The sequence below is a fragment of the Hoeflea sp. AS16 genome, assembly GCF_038900095.1.
Classification (GTDB): Bacteria; Pseudomonadota; Alphaproteobacteria; order Rhizobiales; family Rhizobiaceae; genus Hoeflea.
In genome coordinates, this window is record NZ_JBBMQQ010000005.1 from 183316 (window position 1) to 197443 (window position 14128).

General features: G+C 60.6%; 12 protein-coding genes. 9 read left to right on the plus strand and 3 right to left on the minus strand.

Features of this window, described 5'->3' with window-relative positions; all coding sequences use genetic code 11:
* Positions 1–296 precede the first annotated feature (296 nt).
* The 8 genes from WNY80_RS14810 (at position 297) to WNY80_RS14845 (ending at position 8922) form a co-directional block, all read left to right on the plus strand.
* Positions 297–1238: a D-ribose ABC transporter substrate-binding protein gene (locus tag WNY80_RS14810; protein ID WP_342888161.1), complete on the plus strand. Its 942-nt coding sequence runs from the start codon at positions 297–299 to the stop codon at positions 1236–1238.
* A 146-nt stretch (positions 1239–1384) separates the two neighbouring features.
* Positions 1385–2029 (plus strand): DUF2291 domain-containing protein, encoded by a 645-nt coding sequence (locus tag WNY80_RS14815; RefSeq protein ID WP_342888162.1) that lies wholly within the window; start codon positions 1385–1387, stop codon positions 2027–2029.
* The gene (locus WNY80_RS14820; RefSeq protein WP_342888163.1) at positions 2026–3585 is read left to right on the plus strand and encodes a sugar ABC transporter ATP-binding protein; all 1560 of its coding nucleotides are present in this window, start codon (positions 2026–2028) and stop codon (positions 3583–3585) included. Before WNY80_RS14815 ends, WNY80_RS14820 begins: the two co-directional genes overlap by 4 nt.
* Complete coding sequence (locus tag WNY80_RS14825; protein WP_342888164.1) at positions 3582–4649, plus strand: ABC transporter permease; 1068 nt, start codon at positions 3582–3584, stop codon at positions 4647–4649. Before WNY80_RS14820 ends, WNY80_RS14825 begins: the two co-directional genes overlap by 4 nt.
* Before the next feature lie 112 nt (positions 4650–4761).
* Positions 4762–5571, plus strand: coding sequence for a DeoR/GlpR family DNA-binding transcription regulator (locus tag WNY80_RS14830; protein ID WP_342888165.1), 810 nt, complete (start codon positions 4762–4764; stop codon positions 5569–5571).
* A 281-nt stretch (positions 5572–5852) separates the two neighbouring features.
* On the plus strand, positions 5853–6782 hold the full coding sequence (locus tag WNY80_RS14835) for a thiamine pyrophosphate-dependent enzyme (RefSeq protein ID WP_342888166.1): 930 nt from the start codon (positions 5853–5855) through the stop codon (positions 6780–6782).
* On the plus strand, positions 6782–7786 hold the full coding sequence (locus tag WNY80_RS14840; protein ID WP_342888167.1) for a transketolase C-terminal domain-containing protein: 1005 nt from the start codon (positions 6782–6784) through the stop codon (positions 7784–7786). Before WNY80_RS14835 ends, WNY80_RS14840 begins: the two co-directional genes overlap by 1 nt.
* Before the next feature lie 2 nt (positions 7787–7788).
* On the plus strand, positions 7789–8922 hold the full coding sequence (locus WNY80_RS14845) for a RuBisCO large subunit C-terminal-like domain-containing protein (protein WP_342888168.1): 1134 nt from the start codon (positions 7789–7791) through the stop codon (positions 8920–8922).
* 130 nt (positions 8923–9052) lie between these two features.
* Here WNY80_RS14845 and WNY80_RS14850 read toward each other — a convergent pair whose 3' ends face one another.
* Genes WNY80_RS14850 through WNY80_RS14860 form a run of 3 tightly spaced genes read right to left on the minus strand, consistent with a single transcriptional unit; the run spans position 9053 to position 12742 of the window.
* The gene (locus tag WNY80_RS14850) at positions 9053–10108 is read right to left on the minus strand and encodes a substrate-binding domain-containing protein (RefSeq protein ID WP_342888169.1); all 1056 of its coding nucleotides are present in this window, start codon (positions 10106–10108) and stop codon (positions 9053–9055) included.
* A 31-nt stretch (positions 10109–10139) separates the two neighbouring features.
* The gene (locus WNY80_RS14855; protein ID WP_342888170.1) at positions 10140–11213 is read right to left on the minus strand and encodes an ABC transporter permease; all 1074 of its coding nucleotides are present in this window, start codon (positions 11211–11213) and stop codon (positions 10140–10142) included.
* Complete coding sequence (locus WNY80_RS14860) at positions 11210–12742, minus strand: sugar ABC transporter ATP-binding protein (RefSeq protein WP_342888171.1); 1533 nt, start codon at positions 12740–12742, stop codon at positions 11210–11212. The genes WNY80_RS14855 and WNY80_RS14860 overlap by 4 nt, the downstream gene beginning before the upstream one ends.
* Before the next feature lie 117 nt (positions 12743–12859).
* On the opposite strand from WNY80_RS14860, the gene mtnK reads away from it, so the two are divergent.
* Entirely contained in the window at positions 12860–14128 is a 1269-nt protein-coding gene (gene mtnK, locus WNY80_RS14865; protein ID WP_342888172.1) for an S-methyl-5-thioribose kinase, read from the plus strand.

The following is a 14128-nucleotide window of genomic DNA, read 5'->3' on the forward strand; positions in this document are numbered from 1 at the left end:
TTCGTATGTTTTCGAATGGTAACGAATAGTGCGTTTTGAAGCAAGCGATGATGTTGGTAGGCGACTCTTAGGTCCGGGCGATTCTGCGAGGGGAGTTGCTGTTTTGCATATTAAGGTGCTGTAAATTAATGATAAAAATGGGTTTCGCGTGATTTTCCTGGGTTTTGAATCGGATCGAATCTTCAGTTAAAAGCGCATCAAACGAAATAAATATTGACAATAACCAAAAATTAATGCCGAATTCCCGCCTAGAAGTTGCGCCCGGAGGGGGTGTGATTTTCAAGGGAGGTTACATCATGAATATCAAGAGACGTTTGCTTATTACCGCTATGGCCATGGGCGTGTTTGGCGCCGCAACCGGCTTCGCTGCTTCGGCGGCCACCATTGCCATCATCACCCCAAGCCATGACAACCCGTTCTTCAAGGCCGAGGCTGACGGTGCTGCCGCCAAGGCCAAGGAACTCGGCTACGACACTATGGTGCTCGTGCACGACGATGACGCCAACAAGCAGTCCGAACTGTTCGACAGCGCCATTGCAGCCGGGGTGTCCGCAATCATCCTCGACAATGCTGGCGCCGACGCTTCTGTCGCGGCTGTGCAGAAAGCCAAGGATGCCGGTATCCCGTCATTCCTCATCGACCGCGAAATCACCGCCACCGGCGTTGCCGTCTCGCAGATCGTGTCGAACAACTACCAGGGTGCCCAGCTTGGCGCCGAAGAGTTCGTCAAGCTCATGGGTGAAGCAGGCGAATACGCCGAACTCGTTGGCAAGGAATCCGACACCAATGCCGGTATCCGCAGCCAGGGCTACCATGACGTCATCGACCAGTATCCGGATCTGAAGATGGTCGCCCGCCAGACTGCAAACTGGTCGCAGACCGAAGCCTACACCGTGATGGAATCCATGCTCCAGGCCAATCCTGGCATCAAGGGCGTGATTTCCGGCAACGACACCATGGCAATGGGTGCGCGCGCTGCACTCGAGGCGGCCGGCAAGAATGACGTGATCGTCGTTGGCTTCGACGGCTCCAACGATGTGCGGGACTCGATCCTTGCCGGTGGCATCAAGGCCACCGTGCTGCAGCCTGCCTACCAGCAGGCGCAGCTGGCTGTCACGCAGGCGGACCAGTACATCAAGACCGGCTCGACCGGCCTCGATGAAAAGCAGCTGATGGATTGCGTGCTGATCAACGGCGACAACGCTTCCAAGCTTGAGACATTTGCTCTGTCCAACTAAGGCGCTGCATACTCCAGCCGGGGCGCGGGTATCCGCGCTCCGGTTTTGGTTTATGCGACTGCCGCCGATGGACCGGATATGAAATGGCAAGGAGCCGGTTGACCGTCTCCCGCGCTGCATTTCAAATTTTTACGCCAGAGAGCAACATGACCCGCAAAACGATCCTGGCCCTTTGTGCCGTTGCCGCATTCAGTCTCCCCGGTTGCAAGCTGGTTATGAACCCGCCTGAGGGAGAGAAGGCTGTGTCTGCCGGCGCCAGTGGCGACAATGTCCGCACCGAGCAGCGCATCACCGATACCTTTCAAACACAACTTCTGCCCTATGTGCGCGACAGGGCACTGACTTTCCCCGCCTTCAGGGCGGCACTCGCCACCGGCCTGGATGAAGCCGGAAAGACCCACGGAAACCGCGGGTCCGGGCAGGGGGCTGCCTGGAACTTTGCAGTAGCGGACAAGGGTGTCATCGTCTCGGCGAAACTCGACACGCGTGCAAGGGTTGCCGGCCTGGACATGGATGGCGATGGGTCCGCGGACCTGACCATTCAGCTTGGTCCGGTGATCCGTGGCAACGCGTTGCGAGACATAGCGCCATTTTACAATTTTGATGATTTTCGCGACCAGATCGAGTTTGCCAAGCTCGGCCGCGCGCTCAATGACCGCATCTCGGCCATGGTGGAACTGCCCGAGGGGGACCTGATCGGCCGCTCGATGGCGTTCACCGGCGTGGTCCCGCTCAAGAAGTCGGACGAGCCGATTGTCGTCACCCCGATCAGCGTGGAAGTGACGCCATGAACCTGGCGGCAAAGATCGACGGGACACATCCGGTTGGGCTGACCATCCGTGGCGCCACCAAGGTCTATCCCGGCACCGTGGCGCTCAAGGATGTGGATTTCGACATCCGCATGGGCGCGGTCAACGTGCTCGTGGGTGAAAATGGAGCCGGCAAGTCGACCTTGATGAAGGTGATCGCCGGCGTCGAAACCCTGACCGGGGGCGAGATCAAGGTCGATGGCCGTCCGGTCGTCTTCCGCACCAAGGACGATGCCGTGGCCAACGGCATCGGCATCGTTTTCCAGGAACTCAACCTGTTCCCGGACATGAGCGTCAGTGAAAACGTGTTCATGGCCCGTGAACCGCTTCGCTTCGGCGTGGACATCGACAGCGCCAGCGTCGAGGAGCGCACGCGGGTGCTGATGCACCGGCTCGAGCAGGACATAGATCCCAACACCACGCTCGGCCACCTCAGGATCGGCCAGCAGCAGATCGTCGAGATCGCCAAGGCGCTGGCTCAGGATGCAAAGATCCTGATCCTCGACGAGCCGACATCGGCGCTTTCCGCGGCCGAGGTCGAGGTGCTGTTCCGCATCATCGACGAGCTGAAGGCCCAGGGCGTCGGCATCGTCTACATTTCGCACCGGCTTGAGGAACTGATCCGCGTCGGCGATTACATCACGGTTCTGCGCGATGGCCAGATCACCGGTTCGCGCTCGATGGAGGGGGTTGATATCCCTTGGATCGTGCAGGCCATGATTGGTGAAAAATCCAAGGATTTCTCGCAGTCGCTGGGCCATGAGTTCGGCCGCGAAGTCTTCCGCGCCGAAGACATCGCGCTGCCCAAGATGGGCGGTGGCTACATGGTCGATCACGTGTCCCTGACCGTTCGCGCGGGAGAAATCCTCGGTCTTTACGGATTGATGGGCGCCGGCCGCTCCGAGTTTCTCGAATGCATCATGGCGCAGCACCCGGAGGCCAGGGGTCACTTCTTTGTCGATGGCGAGGAGATGCGGGAAAAACACGTGGCTGGCCGCATCGCCCGTGGCATCGCGCTGGTGCCCGAGGACCGCAAGCGTGACGGCCTGATCCAGATCATGTCGGTGCGCGAGAACATAACCCTGTCGTCACTTGTCCAGTTCACCACAGGCTTTCACCTCAGCTTGCGCAAGGAGGCGGCACGGGCCGCCGAATTCATCAAGCGGATGACGGTGAAGGTGGCGAGCCCGGACAATCCGATTTCGTCGCTGTCAGGCGGCAATCAGCAGAAGGTGGTCATCGGCAAGGCGCTGATGACCGGGCCAAAGGTGCTGTTGATGGACGAGCCCTCGCGCGGCATCGACATCGGTGCCAAGGCCGAGATCTACCACAAGATGCGGAATCTGGCAGCCGAGGGAATCGGGATCATCTTCGTGACCTCCGATCTCGAGGAAGTCCTGGCGCTCTCCGACCGGATCATCGTGCTGGCTGACGGCCGCATCAGCGGTGAATTCGGCCGGGACGCAAACGCGGCCGAAGTGATCGCCGCCGCGACCCCGGCCAGTGCCAAAAGCAAGAACAAGGACTTGGTATCATGACGTTGATGAGTGAGAGCGCCCCGGCGAAATCCGGATCCAACACAAATTGGCTTTTGCTGTTGCTCAAGGCGCGCACCTTCGTGGCGCTGCTGCTGGTGCTGGCGTTCTTTTCGGTCATGGCGCCGAACTTCCTGAGCACAGCCAACGCCATACTTGTCTCCAAGCACGTGGCGATCAACGCCTTCCTGGCGATCGGGATGACCTTCGTCATCATCACCGGCGGCATCGATCTTTCTGTCGGCTCGGTGGTCGGACTGACCAGCATGGTGGCCGGTTGGCTGGTGCTCAACGGCATCGATGTCGGGCTTGGATGGTCGATCCAGTTCAACACGTTTGAGATCGCCGCGATCGTCTGCCTGGCCGGTGTGTTTGTCGGCTGGATCAACGGCATCCTGATAACCAGGCTCAATGTGGCGCCGTTCATTGCGACGCTCGGCATGCTCTATGTCGCCCGTGGTGCAGCACTGCTGTTTTCCGGCGGCCGCACCTTTCCCAACCTCAACGGCAATCCCGAATATGGCTCGGATACATTCCCGCTGATCGGGACCGGCAATTTCCTCGGCCTGCCGGTGATGATCTGGATGCTGATCGCGGTTGCACTTGGCGCTGCCTACATCGCCAGCAGGACGCCGCTCGGGCGGCAGATCTATGCAACGGGCGGCAATGAGCGTGGTGCTGCCCTGTCCGGCGTCCGGGTGAACCGGGTGAAGATGTTCGTCTACATGTTTGCCGGCCTGATGGCTGCAATCGTCGGCCTGATCATCGCGTCGCAGCTTCGGGCCGCTCATCCGGCCACGGGCGAGTTCTTCGAGCTCAACGCCATCGCCGCTGCAGTTCTGGGCGGAACCTCGATGTCAGGCGGGCGTGGGCGGATTGCCGGCACCATCATCGGCGCCTTCGTCATCGGCATTCTGTCCGACGGTCTGGTGATGATGGGGGTCTCTTCCTTCTGGCAGATGGTCGTCAAGGGTCTTGTCATTATCGCCGCTGTGGTCATCGACCAGGCGCAAAGCAGGCTGCAGGCGCGGGTGGCACTCGCCCAGGAGGTTGCCCTGAGCAAGTAGCGGCTGAATTGTGTGAAGTTTGGCTGGGTTGTTGCTCTTGCAGGTGTTTGAAACTAAGTGAGGTAGTCATACGTTCATTCGCGGCGAATGACCGGTATCAAGGAGTTACGGCTTGCAGGAACAACCGGATACTGAACGCAACGGAAACATGGCCGGCCTGCTGTCCGAGCCGCGCCGTCGCCGTATCCTTGAGTGGATCGAGGAGGAGGGCTCTGCCCGCGTCCGTGATCTGTCTGCGGCCTTCCAGGTGTCGGAAGCAACCATCCGCCAGGATCTCGAACGTCTGGAAAAGGAAGGCCACATCACCCGCGAACATGGCGGTGCCTTTCTCAACGCCATGCGCGGGCAGATGCCGGGTTTTGTCCTTCACCATCAGGTCAACATGGACAAGAAACGCAAGATTGGCGCCTATGGCGCCAGCCTTGTTGCCGATGGCGAAACCCTGATCCTTGATGCCGGAACGACGACGACCGAGATTGCAACACGCCTTGGCGGGCGCAAGAACCTCACGGTCATTACCAATGCGCTCAACATCGCGGTGATCCTCGGCACGGTTCCGGGCTTTGCCGTGCACATGCCCGGCGGCCAGTTCAAGGCCCCGACGCTGTCATTGTCCGGCGACAAGTCGGTTGAGTATTTCCGCAGCATTTTTGCCGGGAAACTGTTCCTGGCAACCGCCGGTGTGGCGCTGGATGCGGGGCTGACCTATCCGAGTTTTGCCGACCTGCAACTGAAGGAAGCCATGATCAAGGCGGCGAGCCACGTCTATCTCGTGGCCGATTCAACCAAGATCAACCGCACTTCGTTCACCCGTCTCGGGGCTCTGGAACTGGTGCATTCCTTCATCACCGATGACGGAATTTCGGACGTTGACGCCAAGGAATTCGAGCGCCGCGGTGTGGAACTGCTGATCGCCGAGTGACTGTTGCCGCGATCTCGGTGTCCATCAACGCCTGAGCCCGGTCACCGCTCGGCATCGGCGCGGCTGGACTGTCAATCGATCCTCCCGGTCTTGCGGCGCACAAAATGCAGCCCTTCGATCCCGGCTTTCAAATGCCATCACCTTCCGGTGTCGCATGCAGATGCGCTTGCCTTCTGTCATATGGCCGCACTGTTCGCTTCCGGCAAAATTTGTACATTTGCCAATGCCGTTGACATTTGTATATTCTCGGGACATTGTCGATCCGAATGAGGGAGGCAGATGTGCGCAACATACGTTCGACAGAAGACATAGCCATGGGGATCCGCAGACGGGTGTTCGAGCACTCGATGCGCAACAATGGCGGATATCTCAGTCAGGCTTGTTCGGCCGCCGAGCAGTTGGCGTTCCTCTACAATGAAGCCCTGAATCTCGGCGAACCGGTGCTGCCGGCTGTGCCAAAGCCCTTCGCCGGTGTCCCTTCCGCCGACAATCCCGATTACGTCACCGGGGCCGGCTACAACGGCCCGTTCGAGCCGCAGTATGATCGCCTGTTCATCGCGCCTGCCCATTATGCACTGGTTGCCTATGCAACGCTGATCGAGACCGGGCGCATGGATGCCGAAGGCCTCGAGATGTTCAACAAGGACGGCTCCTCTGTCGAGATGATCGGCGCCGAGCATTCGCCCGGCATGGAAGTCCACAACGGCACGCTGGGCATCGGCCTGTCGACCGGCGCAGGCCTCGCTTTCGGCCGCAAGCGGCGGGGAGACACCGGCCAGGTCTGCGTGTTCATGTCCGATGGCGAGGTCCAGGAAGGTCAGACCTGGGAAGCTGTTCAGGCTGCCGCGCACCACGGCATCGACAATCTCTGGGCGCTGATGGATGTCAATGACCAGCAGTGCGACGGGGCGATGGATTCGGTGATGGAAGTGCGTGACATCGCCACCAAGTTCCGGGCCTTCGGCGCGGTCTGTGTCGAAATCGACGCCCATGATCTTGATGCCATGCGACAGGCGAAACAGGAGCCGCATGAAGGCCAGCCGCTGATCATCCTGGCCCGGTCTTCGCCGATCAAGGGCATGAGCTTCCTGCAAAAACGCTTTCCCCGGCTGCATTACGTCCGCTTCAAATCCGAGGAGGAGCGTGCCGAGATGAATGTCTCGATTGCCGCCGAACTTGGTATCGACCCGATTGAACTGGAGACGCACTGATGGTTGAGATGGTCAATCGCCCCTATGCGTCGGCCTTCGAGGCCTACGCCGTCCAGCATCCCGATGTGCTGTGCCTGTCAGCCGACCTGACCTCATCCTGCGAGATCGATGGTTTCCGCGACCGGCACCCCGACCAGTTCCTGTCTCTCGGCATGGCCGAGCAGAACATGATGAGCTTCGCCGGCGGGTTGGGCCTTGCCGGCTACCGGCCGTTCCTGCATTCCTTCGGCGTCTTTCTCTATCGCCGGCCCTATGACCAGCTGATGGCCTCGGTCGCCTATCCGCGCCGCAAGGTGCGCCTGATGGGGTTCCTGCCCGGCATCACCACGCCCGGCGGCATGACCCACCAGGCGATCGAGGATGTCGCGGTGATGCGCTCGATCCCCAACATGTCGATCCTCGAAACCGGTGATGCCACCGAGGTTGAAAGCATCTGCGAAGCCGCCGATTCCATCGACGGTCCCGTCTATTGCCGGGTGTTGCGCGGCTCGGTGCCGCGCCTGTTCGACACCCCGATCAAGGTTGGCGAAATGCGTGAACTGGCAACCGGCGCCGATGTGCTGGTGGTCACCTCCGGCATCGCCACCGAGGAAGCGCTCCGAGCCCGCGACGCGTTGTCCAATGCCGGCGTCTCCATTCGTCACCTGCATATCCACACCATAAAGCCCTTCAACGAGCAGGCACTGCTCGACCATATCGGCTCGGTCTCCAAGGGCGTTGTCGTGCTTGAAAACCACGTCATCACCGGTGGCGTCGGGTCGCTCGTTGCCGAGATCATGGCCGACAACGGCGTTGGCAAACCGCTGGTGCGTCTGGGTCTCAACGACACCTACGCCCATGGCGGTTCGCGCGGTTACCTGATGAAGCATTACGGGCTTGATGCCGGAGCACTGGTGCGCGGCATCGAGCGCATCATTGGCGCATCCACCGGCATTGACGAGGAAGCCCTTGCCAGCGCCCGTGTCGATGCGGTTCATTCCGCCGTCAAGGCAGAGGCATTGTAGGAATGGCTGCCGACACCCGGTTCCGGGTCCTCTACCGGCTTCTTGCGGATAGCCCGCAGGAGGCCGATCAGCGGGCGCTTGGCATTGCGCTCGAGCAGACGGTCGAGATCCCCGGCGATATCGTTCCCGCCGGCTACATCAGCGATGAGATTGTCGGTCAGGTCGAAGGCGTTCGCCATCTCGCAGGCAGCGCCTACGAGGCCGAGATTTCCTATAGTCCCGACAGCGCCGGTGACGAGGTCATCCAGCTGATCAATGTGATCTTCGGCAACTCGTCGATCCAGCAGAACATCCGTGTGACGGGCTTCGAACCCGGCTCGGTGATCCGCGAGCGCTTCGCCGGACCACGTTTTGGCATCGAAGGGGTACGTGCCCGTTCGGGCAGGGCCAAGGGTGGCCTGATCTCTCCGGTGATCAAGCCGCAGGGATCGAGCGTCAGGCAGCTTGCCGAGATCGCCTACCGCTGCACGCTGGGTGGCGCCGACATCATCAAGGATGACCACGGCCTCGCCAATCAGAAGTTTGCGCCGTTCGCAGACCGCGTGAAAGCGGTCAGCGACGCGGTGGCCGATGCCAACGCCAAGTCCGGTGGCTCTGCGCTCTACATCGTCAACGTGACCGGACATTCCGGATCTCCGGTGGATGAAGCATTCCAGGCCAAGGAAGCCGGCGCCGGTGGTGTCCTCTTGATGCCCGGACTGATGGGCTTTGGCGTGGTACAGGCGCTGGCCCGTGATCCGTCATTCGACCTGCCGATCATGACCCATCCGAGTTTCACCGGTCCCTATGTGCTCACCCCGGAAACCGGTGTGTCGCACGCCATTATGTATGGGGTGTTCCAGCGTCTGGCCGGATCTGACATTTCGGTGTTCCCCAATGTCGGTGGCCGTTTCGGCTTCAGCGTCGAGGAATGCCTGTCGATTGCCGGTGCCTGCCGCGATCCTGAGGGAATTGGACGCGCGATGATGCCGAGCCCCGGTGGCGGCATGAGTGTCGAACGCGCCGGTGACATGGTCTCGATGTATGGCGAGGATGTGGTCTTCCTGCTCGGCGGCAGCCTGCTGCGCGCCGGCGACGCGATCGGCGATGCCGTCCGCGCCATGCGCGATGCAGTCGACCGGTTGACCACCGGGTAATCAATACAGCTCTGTCCTGGAGACTATGGGGTTCGGTCGAAAGACCGGCCTCTTTTTTTGTCCGCATGCCGGAGCGCACAAAAAAGCCGCGTCCGGAGACGCGGCTTGGCCATCCTGGGAGGGATGTGGATCAGCGTGCCGGAAGCGGCATCCACTCGGTCATGGCGACATCGGCATGGGCGAATTGCGGCATCTTGGCCGACAGTTCTTCCATGTTCTTGATGTCGTTTTCGACGAGGAAGTCCTGCGTGATCAGGGTCGGCGGGACAACCACCTGAGCACCGGGCTCACCGCCGGTCAGCATGATGGCGAGTGCGCGCACCGAAACTTCACCGACAACGGCCGGGTTGGTTGCAACAGTCGCAGCCCATGCGCTGTCAGGTTCGCGCATTGCCGAGATGTCGGCGGTGGAGACGTCGGCCGAGTAGATCTTCACGTCCTGTGACATGCCGGCTTCGTCCACGGCAATCTTCACGCCCTTGGCGAACTCGTCATAGGGAGCGAAGAACACCGAGATGTCCGGGTTTGCCTGCAGCACCGAACGGGCCTGGTTGGCGTTCGAGTTGGCGATCGGGTTGTCCAGCGTTCCGATCTGCGCAGCCTCGACGATGCCCGGATTGGCCTTCTTGACTTCTTCCCAGGCCACGTGACGGCGGTCGAGGGGCGCGATGCCCGGCACGTAGACATAGCCGGCCTTCCATTCGGTGCCGTTGTCCTTGATCGCCTGTTCCAGCGCCAGCTTGCCAAGCAGGTAGTCCGACTGTTCGATCTGCGGGATCGCGTCGTTCTCGACATTGACGTCGAACGCCACGACCTTGATGCCGGCATCGACTGCACGCTGCGCGGCTTCCTTCATCGATTCCGTCAGGCCGTGCTGGATGATGATTCCGTCAACGCCGAGCGCGATGGCCTGGTCGACCATGTCGGCCTGCAGGGCGGCATCCTGGCGGCTGTCGAGGACCCGGAGATCCACACCGAGCGCCGCGGCCTGCTTTTCCACACCTGAAAGATAGGCCTGGAAGAAGTCGCCGGTGGAGAGATAGCGCACCAGTGCGATTTTCACATCGCCGGGATTGTCGAGCGGCGCCGGCATGTCTGCGGCCTGCGCGAAACCGGCGGGAAGGGTGACGGCTGCAGCCGCGAGGCCTGCGAACAGGGCCAGGGCTTTTCTACGTATCAATTTCATGCTGTTTTCCTCCGTTAAACCATTCGTCTTGCTAGTGGCCTCCGGCCTTTCGGGCCGAAAGCGAGAAGGTGAAGACAAGGGCGATGACCAGCACCAGCCCCTTGATGAAATCCTGGGTGTAATAGGGCGCGTTCATCATCGTCAGGCCCTGCAGCAGGATGCCGACGAAGAGTGCGCCCATGGATGTGCCAAAGGCATTGGGCTTGGCTGCGCCCAGCACCGCAAAGCCGATCAGCGACGCCGCCACCGCATCCAGCAAAAGATTGGTGCCCGAGGCGATGTCACCGCGTCCGAGACGCGCGGCAAGCAGCATGCCGCCGATCGAGGCCAGAACGCCCGAGATCATGTAGGCGAGGATCTTGTAACGGTTGACGTTGGTTCCGGTGAGACTCGCTGCACGCTCGTTCGATCCGATCGCATACATCAGCCGTCCGTGCCGGGTGAGTTCGAGGAACACCCAGACCAGAATGCCGATGACCACCAGGAAAATGACGGGTGCGGGCAACAGGTTTTCGAGCATGAAGTCGAACCGGTGACGGCCAAGCTGCAAGAACAGCGGCGAGAAGGTGCCTTCGGCGGTCGTACCGTCCGGCAGGCTCATGCCCATGGCGATCGACCGCCCTTCGGTCGGAATTCGCTGCAGGCCTACCAGCAGGAACATCATGCCGAGCGTCGCCAAGAGGTCGGGCACCTTGGTCTTGACGATCAACAGGCCGTTGATCAGGCCAATGAAGGCGCCCATTGCCAGGCAGGCAATGATGGCGACGATGGCGGGCTGCTCCAGCACCACCATCATGTAGGCCGCCAGCATCATCGAAGAAGTGGCGACTGAGCCGATCGACAGGTCGAATCCGCCGACGACCAGCGTGCAGGTTACACCCAGCGCCAGGATTCCTGTGATCGCCACCGACTGGAAGATGAACACGGCACTGCGCGGACCGGCAAAGCCGTTGGCAAACACCGAGAAGAAAATCACCAGCCCGACGAGAAGCGCCAGAAAGCCATAGCGGATGGCAATGTCGATCAGCCCGCTGGAAGCCGGCTGCGGTTTTGGTGCGCGCGAACCCGCGCCTGAAGTTTCAGTCTGGTCTGCGTTCATGCTCATGCGTGTGCTGTCCTTGCGGCGTTGCCGATATCTGCCGGCATGGCCCCGGTTACTGCGGTCAGGATCTCGTTGAGATCCACGTTTTCGTTTCTGAATTCGGCCGCGACCGAATGCTCGGTCATGACGATGATGCGGTCGGCGACTTCCAGCGCCTCGTCGAGTTCCGAGACGAATACCAGCGTCGCCCGGCTCTTCGCGGTTTCGCGTATCTTGCGGCCGATGTCCCGACGGGCGCGGATGTCGACGCCCTGGAAAGGTTCGTCAAGCAGCAGCAACCGGCATTCCTGGGCAAGCCAGCGCGCCAGCATCACCTTCTGCTGGTTACCGCCCGACAGCGTGCCGATGGAATCGGTCTCGCCCTGGCAGACGATGGACAGGGCCTCGATCATGTCATTGGCGGTCTTGCGCTCATCCGCACGCCGGATGAAGGACAGGTTCGAGTAGCGGCTGAGGAAGGGCAGGGTGATGTTGCGGGTGATGTCGAAATCGGCCACCACTGCATTGTTGGCCCGGTCCTTGGCCGACATGAAGACCCCGCGCGCAATGGCGGCCTGCGGACTTGTCGGCGAAAAGTCATTGCCGTCGATCCGGATTTGACCGCCTTCCGGCCGGGTCAGTCCGAAAAGGCTTTGCGCGAAAGCGCTCTTGCCGCTGCCGAGCAGTCCGGTGACGGCAACGACCTCGTTTTCGCACAGATTGAAATTGAATGGCTTGCTGTCGGTCCGCAACCGCAGACCGGTGATGTCGAGCACCCGTTTGCCCGGCGCACCGATGGTGATGTCGGCATCGGTCATCCGGTGGCCGAGCATGGCATTGACCGCGCCCTCATAGTCGAGGTCTTCGCCCTCGAAGACGCCGGAGATTTCCCCGTCGCGCATCGACACGATGCGGTCGGCAATCCGCCGGATATCGGACATGCGGTGCGAGATGTAGAGCACCGCAACACCCTTGGCCGACAACCGCTCGATCAACAGGAACAGCCGTTCGGCTTCCGAGGCCGAGAGCGATGATGTTGGTTCGTCGAGAATGAGCAATTGCGGGTCATGCGCCATGGCGCGGGCAATGGCGATCAGCTGCCGGTCGGCAACGCCAAGCTCGGCCACTGACTGGCGCACATTCAGCGACAGCCCCATCTGGCTGGCAATGCGCTCGGCATCTGCATAGTTCTGCTTGCGCTTGAGAAAGAAGCCATAACCTGGCTCGGCAAGCCGGTCGATCAGCAGGTTGGAAGCGACATCGAGATCGGGGATCACCCCGTCATTGATGTTCTGGTGCACGGTAACGACGCCGGCACGGATGGCTTCGGAAGGGGAGGACGGGCGAAAATCCTTGCCGAGCAGCGTGATGGTACCGGCGTCCAGCGCGTGCACGCCACTCAGGATCTTGACCAGGGTGGATTTGCCCGCACCATTCGCGCCCATCAGCACAGTGACGGATCCGGCAGGCAGCGACAGGTTGAGTTGCTTGAGGACACGATTGTCCCCGAACGACTTGTCCACGCCCCGCAGATCGCAAAGAGTTCCGTTCATGCTGTCCTCCCGCTATGATGAAAACAGCAGCGGTGACAAAAGTCAATACGTATTGACAAATGATTGATATGGACACTAGGCTTGCACAATACGCAGCCTCGACTGTCATTTGGGAGGATGGTTTTGAGCAACAACTACAAACCTTTATCGCCGGAAACGCTGGGGCAGCGCCTGGGTGCGCTCGACGTCATGAAACAGTCGGTGGGCGGCAATATCGATGCCTGGACCGTTCGTGAAGTCGGTGACGGCAATCTCAACCTCGTCTTTATTGTGGAAGGCGATGCAGGCAGTGTCATTGTCAAGCAGGCCCTTCCTTATGTGCGCCTGGTTGGGGACAGCTGGCCGCTGCCGCTCAAGCGGGCGTTCTTCGAATACCATGCGTTGATCCGTCAGGAGGCGCGGGATCCGGGCAGCGTTCCCAAGGTCCTGCACTTTGATGAAAGCCAGGCGCTGATCGTCATGGAGCGCCTGCAGCCGCATATTATTCTGCGCCAGCAAACCATGGAAGGGCGCAAGGTTGCGGGTCTGGGCAAAACCTTGGGATTGTTTGCTGCACGCACCGCATTTCGCGGGTCGGATTTGTCAATGGTGGCGGGCGAGAAGAAAGCCGATGCGGCGCTGTTCGCCGGCAATGTCGAGCTGTGCGACATCACCGAAACGCTGGTGTTCACCGATCCTTATTACGATGCGGAGTTGAACCGGCACACCACGCCGCAGCTCGATGGAATCGTTGCCGACCTGCGCCGCGACGAGGCATTGAAGGTCGAAGTCCAGCATATGAAGCGGGCTTTCACATCACGTGGTGAAACCATGTGCCATGGCGACTTGCACGCCGGCTCGATCATGGTGACGGATAACCAGTCCCGCATCATCGATCCGGAGTTTGCCTTCTATGGCCCGTTCGGCTTCGACATCGGCATGCTGATCGGCAACTACCTGATGGCCTATCATGCCATGCCGGCCCACATTTCCGATGCAGATGCCTGCACCGATTTCCAGGACTGGATCCTCTCGGTCATAGAGGAGACCTGGTCGGTCTTCCGCGAGGAGTTTCTCAGGCTGTGGCGCACCGAGCGCACCGGCATCCTTTATCCCAAGGCGCTTTACGAGGACCAGGGTCACCACTTCGCCTCCGAAAGTGCAGCTGAAACGCTGCTGGGTGAGATCTTCCGCGATCTGGTCGGCTTCGCCGGGATTGAAATGCACCGCCGCATTCTGGGGCTGGCGCATGTCGCCGAACTCGACACCATCGAAGACGAGGACATCAAGGCCCATTGCGAGGCCAAGTGCCTGAAGCTCGGCCAGTTCCTGGTCATCAACAGAAATCGCCTGACAGGCATGGATGCCGTATTGGCTGCAGCGCGGCGCGCTGAAACGGGAGCATAA

Bases quoted from the DNA above. Each gene is read 5' to 3' on its own strand.
- WNY80_RS14810 (WP_342888161.1), top strand. From the start codon at position 297: ATGAATATCAAGAGACGTTTGCTTATTACCGCTATGGCCATGGGCGTG.
- WNY80_RS14815 (WP_342888162.1), top strand. From the start codon at position 1,385: ATGACCCGCAAAACGATCCTGGCCCTTTGTGCCGTTGCCGCATTCAGT.
- WNY80_RS14820 (WP_342888163.1), top strand. From the start codon at position 2,026: ATGAACCTGGCGGCAAAGATCGACGGGACACATCCGGTTGGGCTGACC.
- WNY80_RS14825 (WP_342888164.1), top strand. From the start codon at position 3,582: ATGACGTTGATGAGTGAGAGCGCCCCGGCGAAATCCGGATCCAACACA.
- WNY80_RS14840 (WP_342888167.1), top strand. From the start codon at position 6,782: ATGGTTGAGATGGTCAATCGCCCCTATGCGTCGGCCTTCGAGGCCTAC.
- WNY80_RS14845 (WP_342888168.1), top strand. From the start codon at position 7,789: ATGGCTGCCGACACCCGGTTCCGGGTCCTCTACCGGCTTCTTGCGGAT.
- WNY80_RS14850 (WP_342888169.1), bottom strand. From the start codon at position 10,108: ATGAAATTGATACGTAGAAAAGCCCTGGCCCTGTTCGCAGGCCTCGCG.
- WNY80_RS14855 (WP_342888170.1), bottom strand. From the start codon at position 11,213: ATGAGCATGAACGCAGACCAGACTGAAACTTCAGGCGCGGGTTCGCGC.
- WNY80_RS14860 (WP_342888171.1), bottom strand. From the start codon at position 12,742: ATGAACGGAACTCTTTGCGATCTGCGGGGCGTGGACAAGTCGTTCGGG.
- mtnK (WP_342888172.1), top strand. From the start codon at position 12,860: ATGGTTTTGAGCAACAACTACAAACCTTTATCGCCGGAAACGCTGGGG.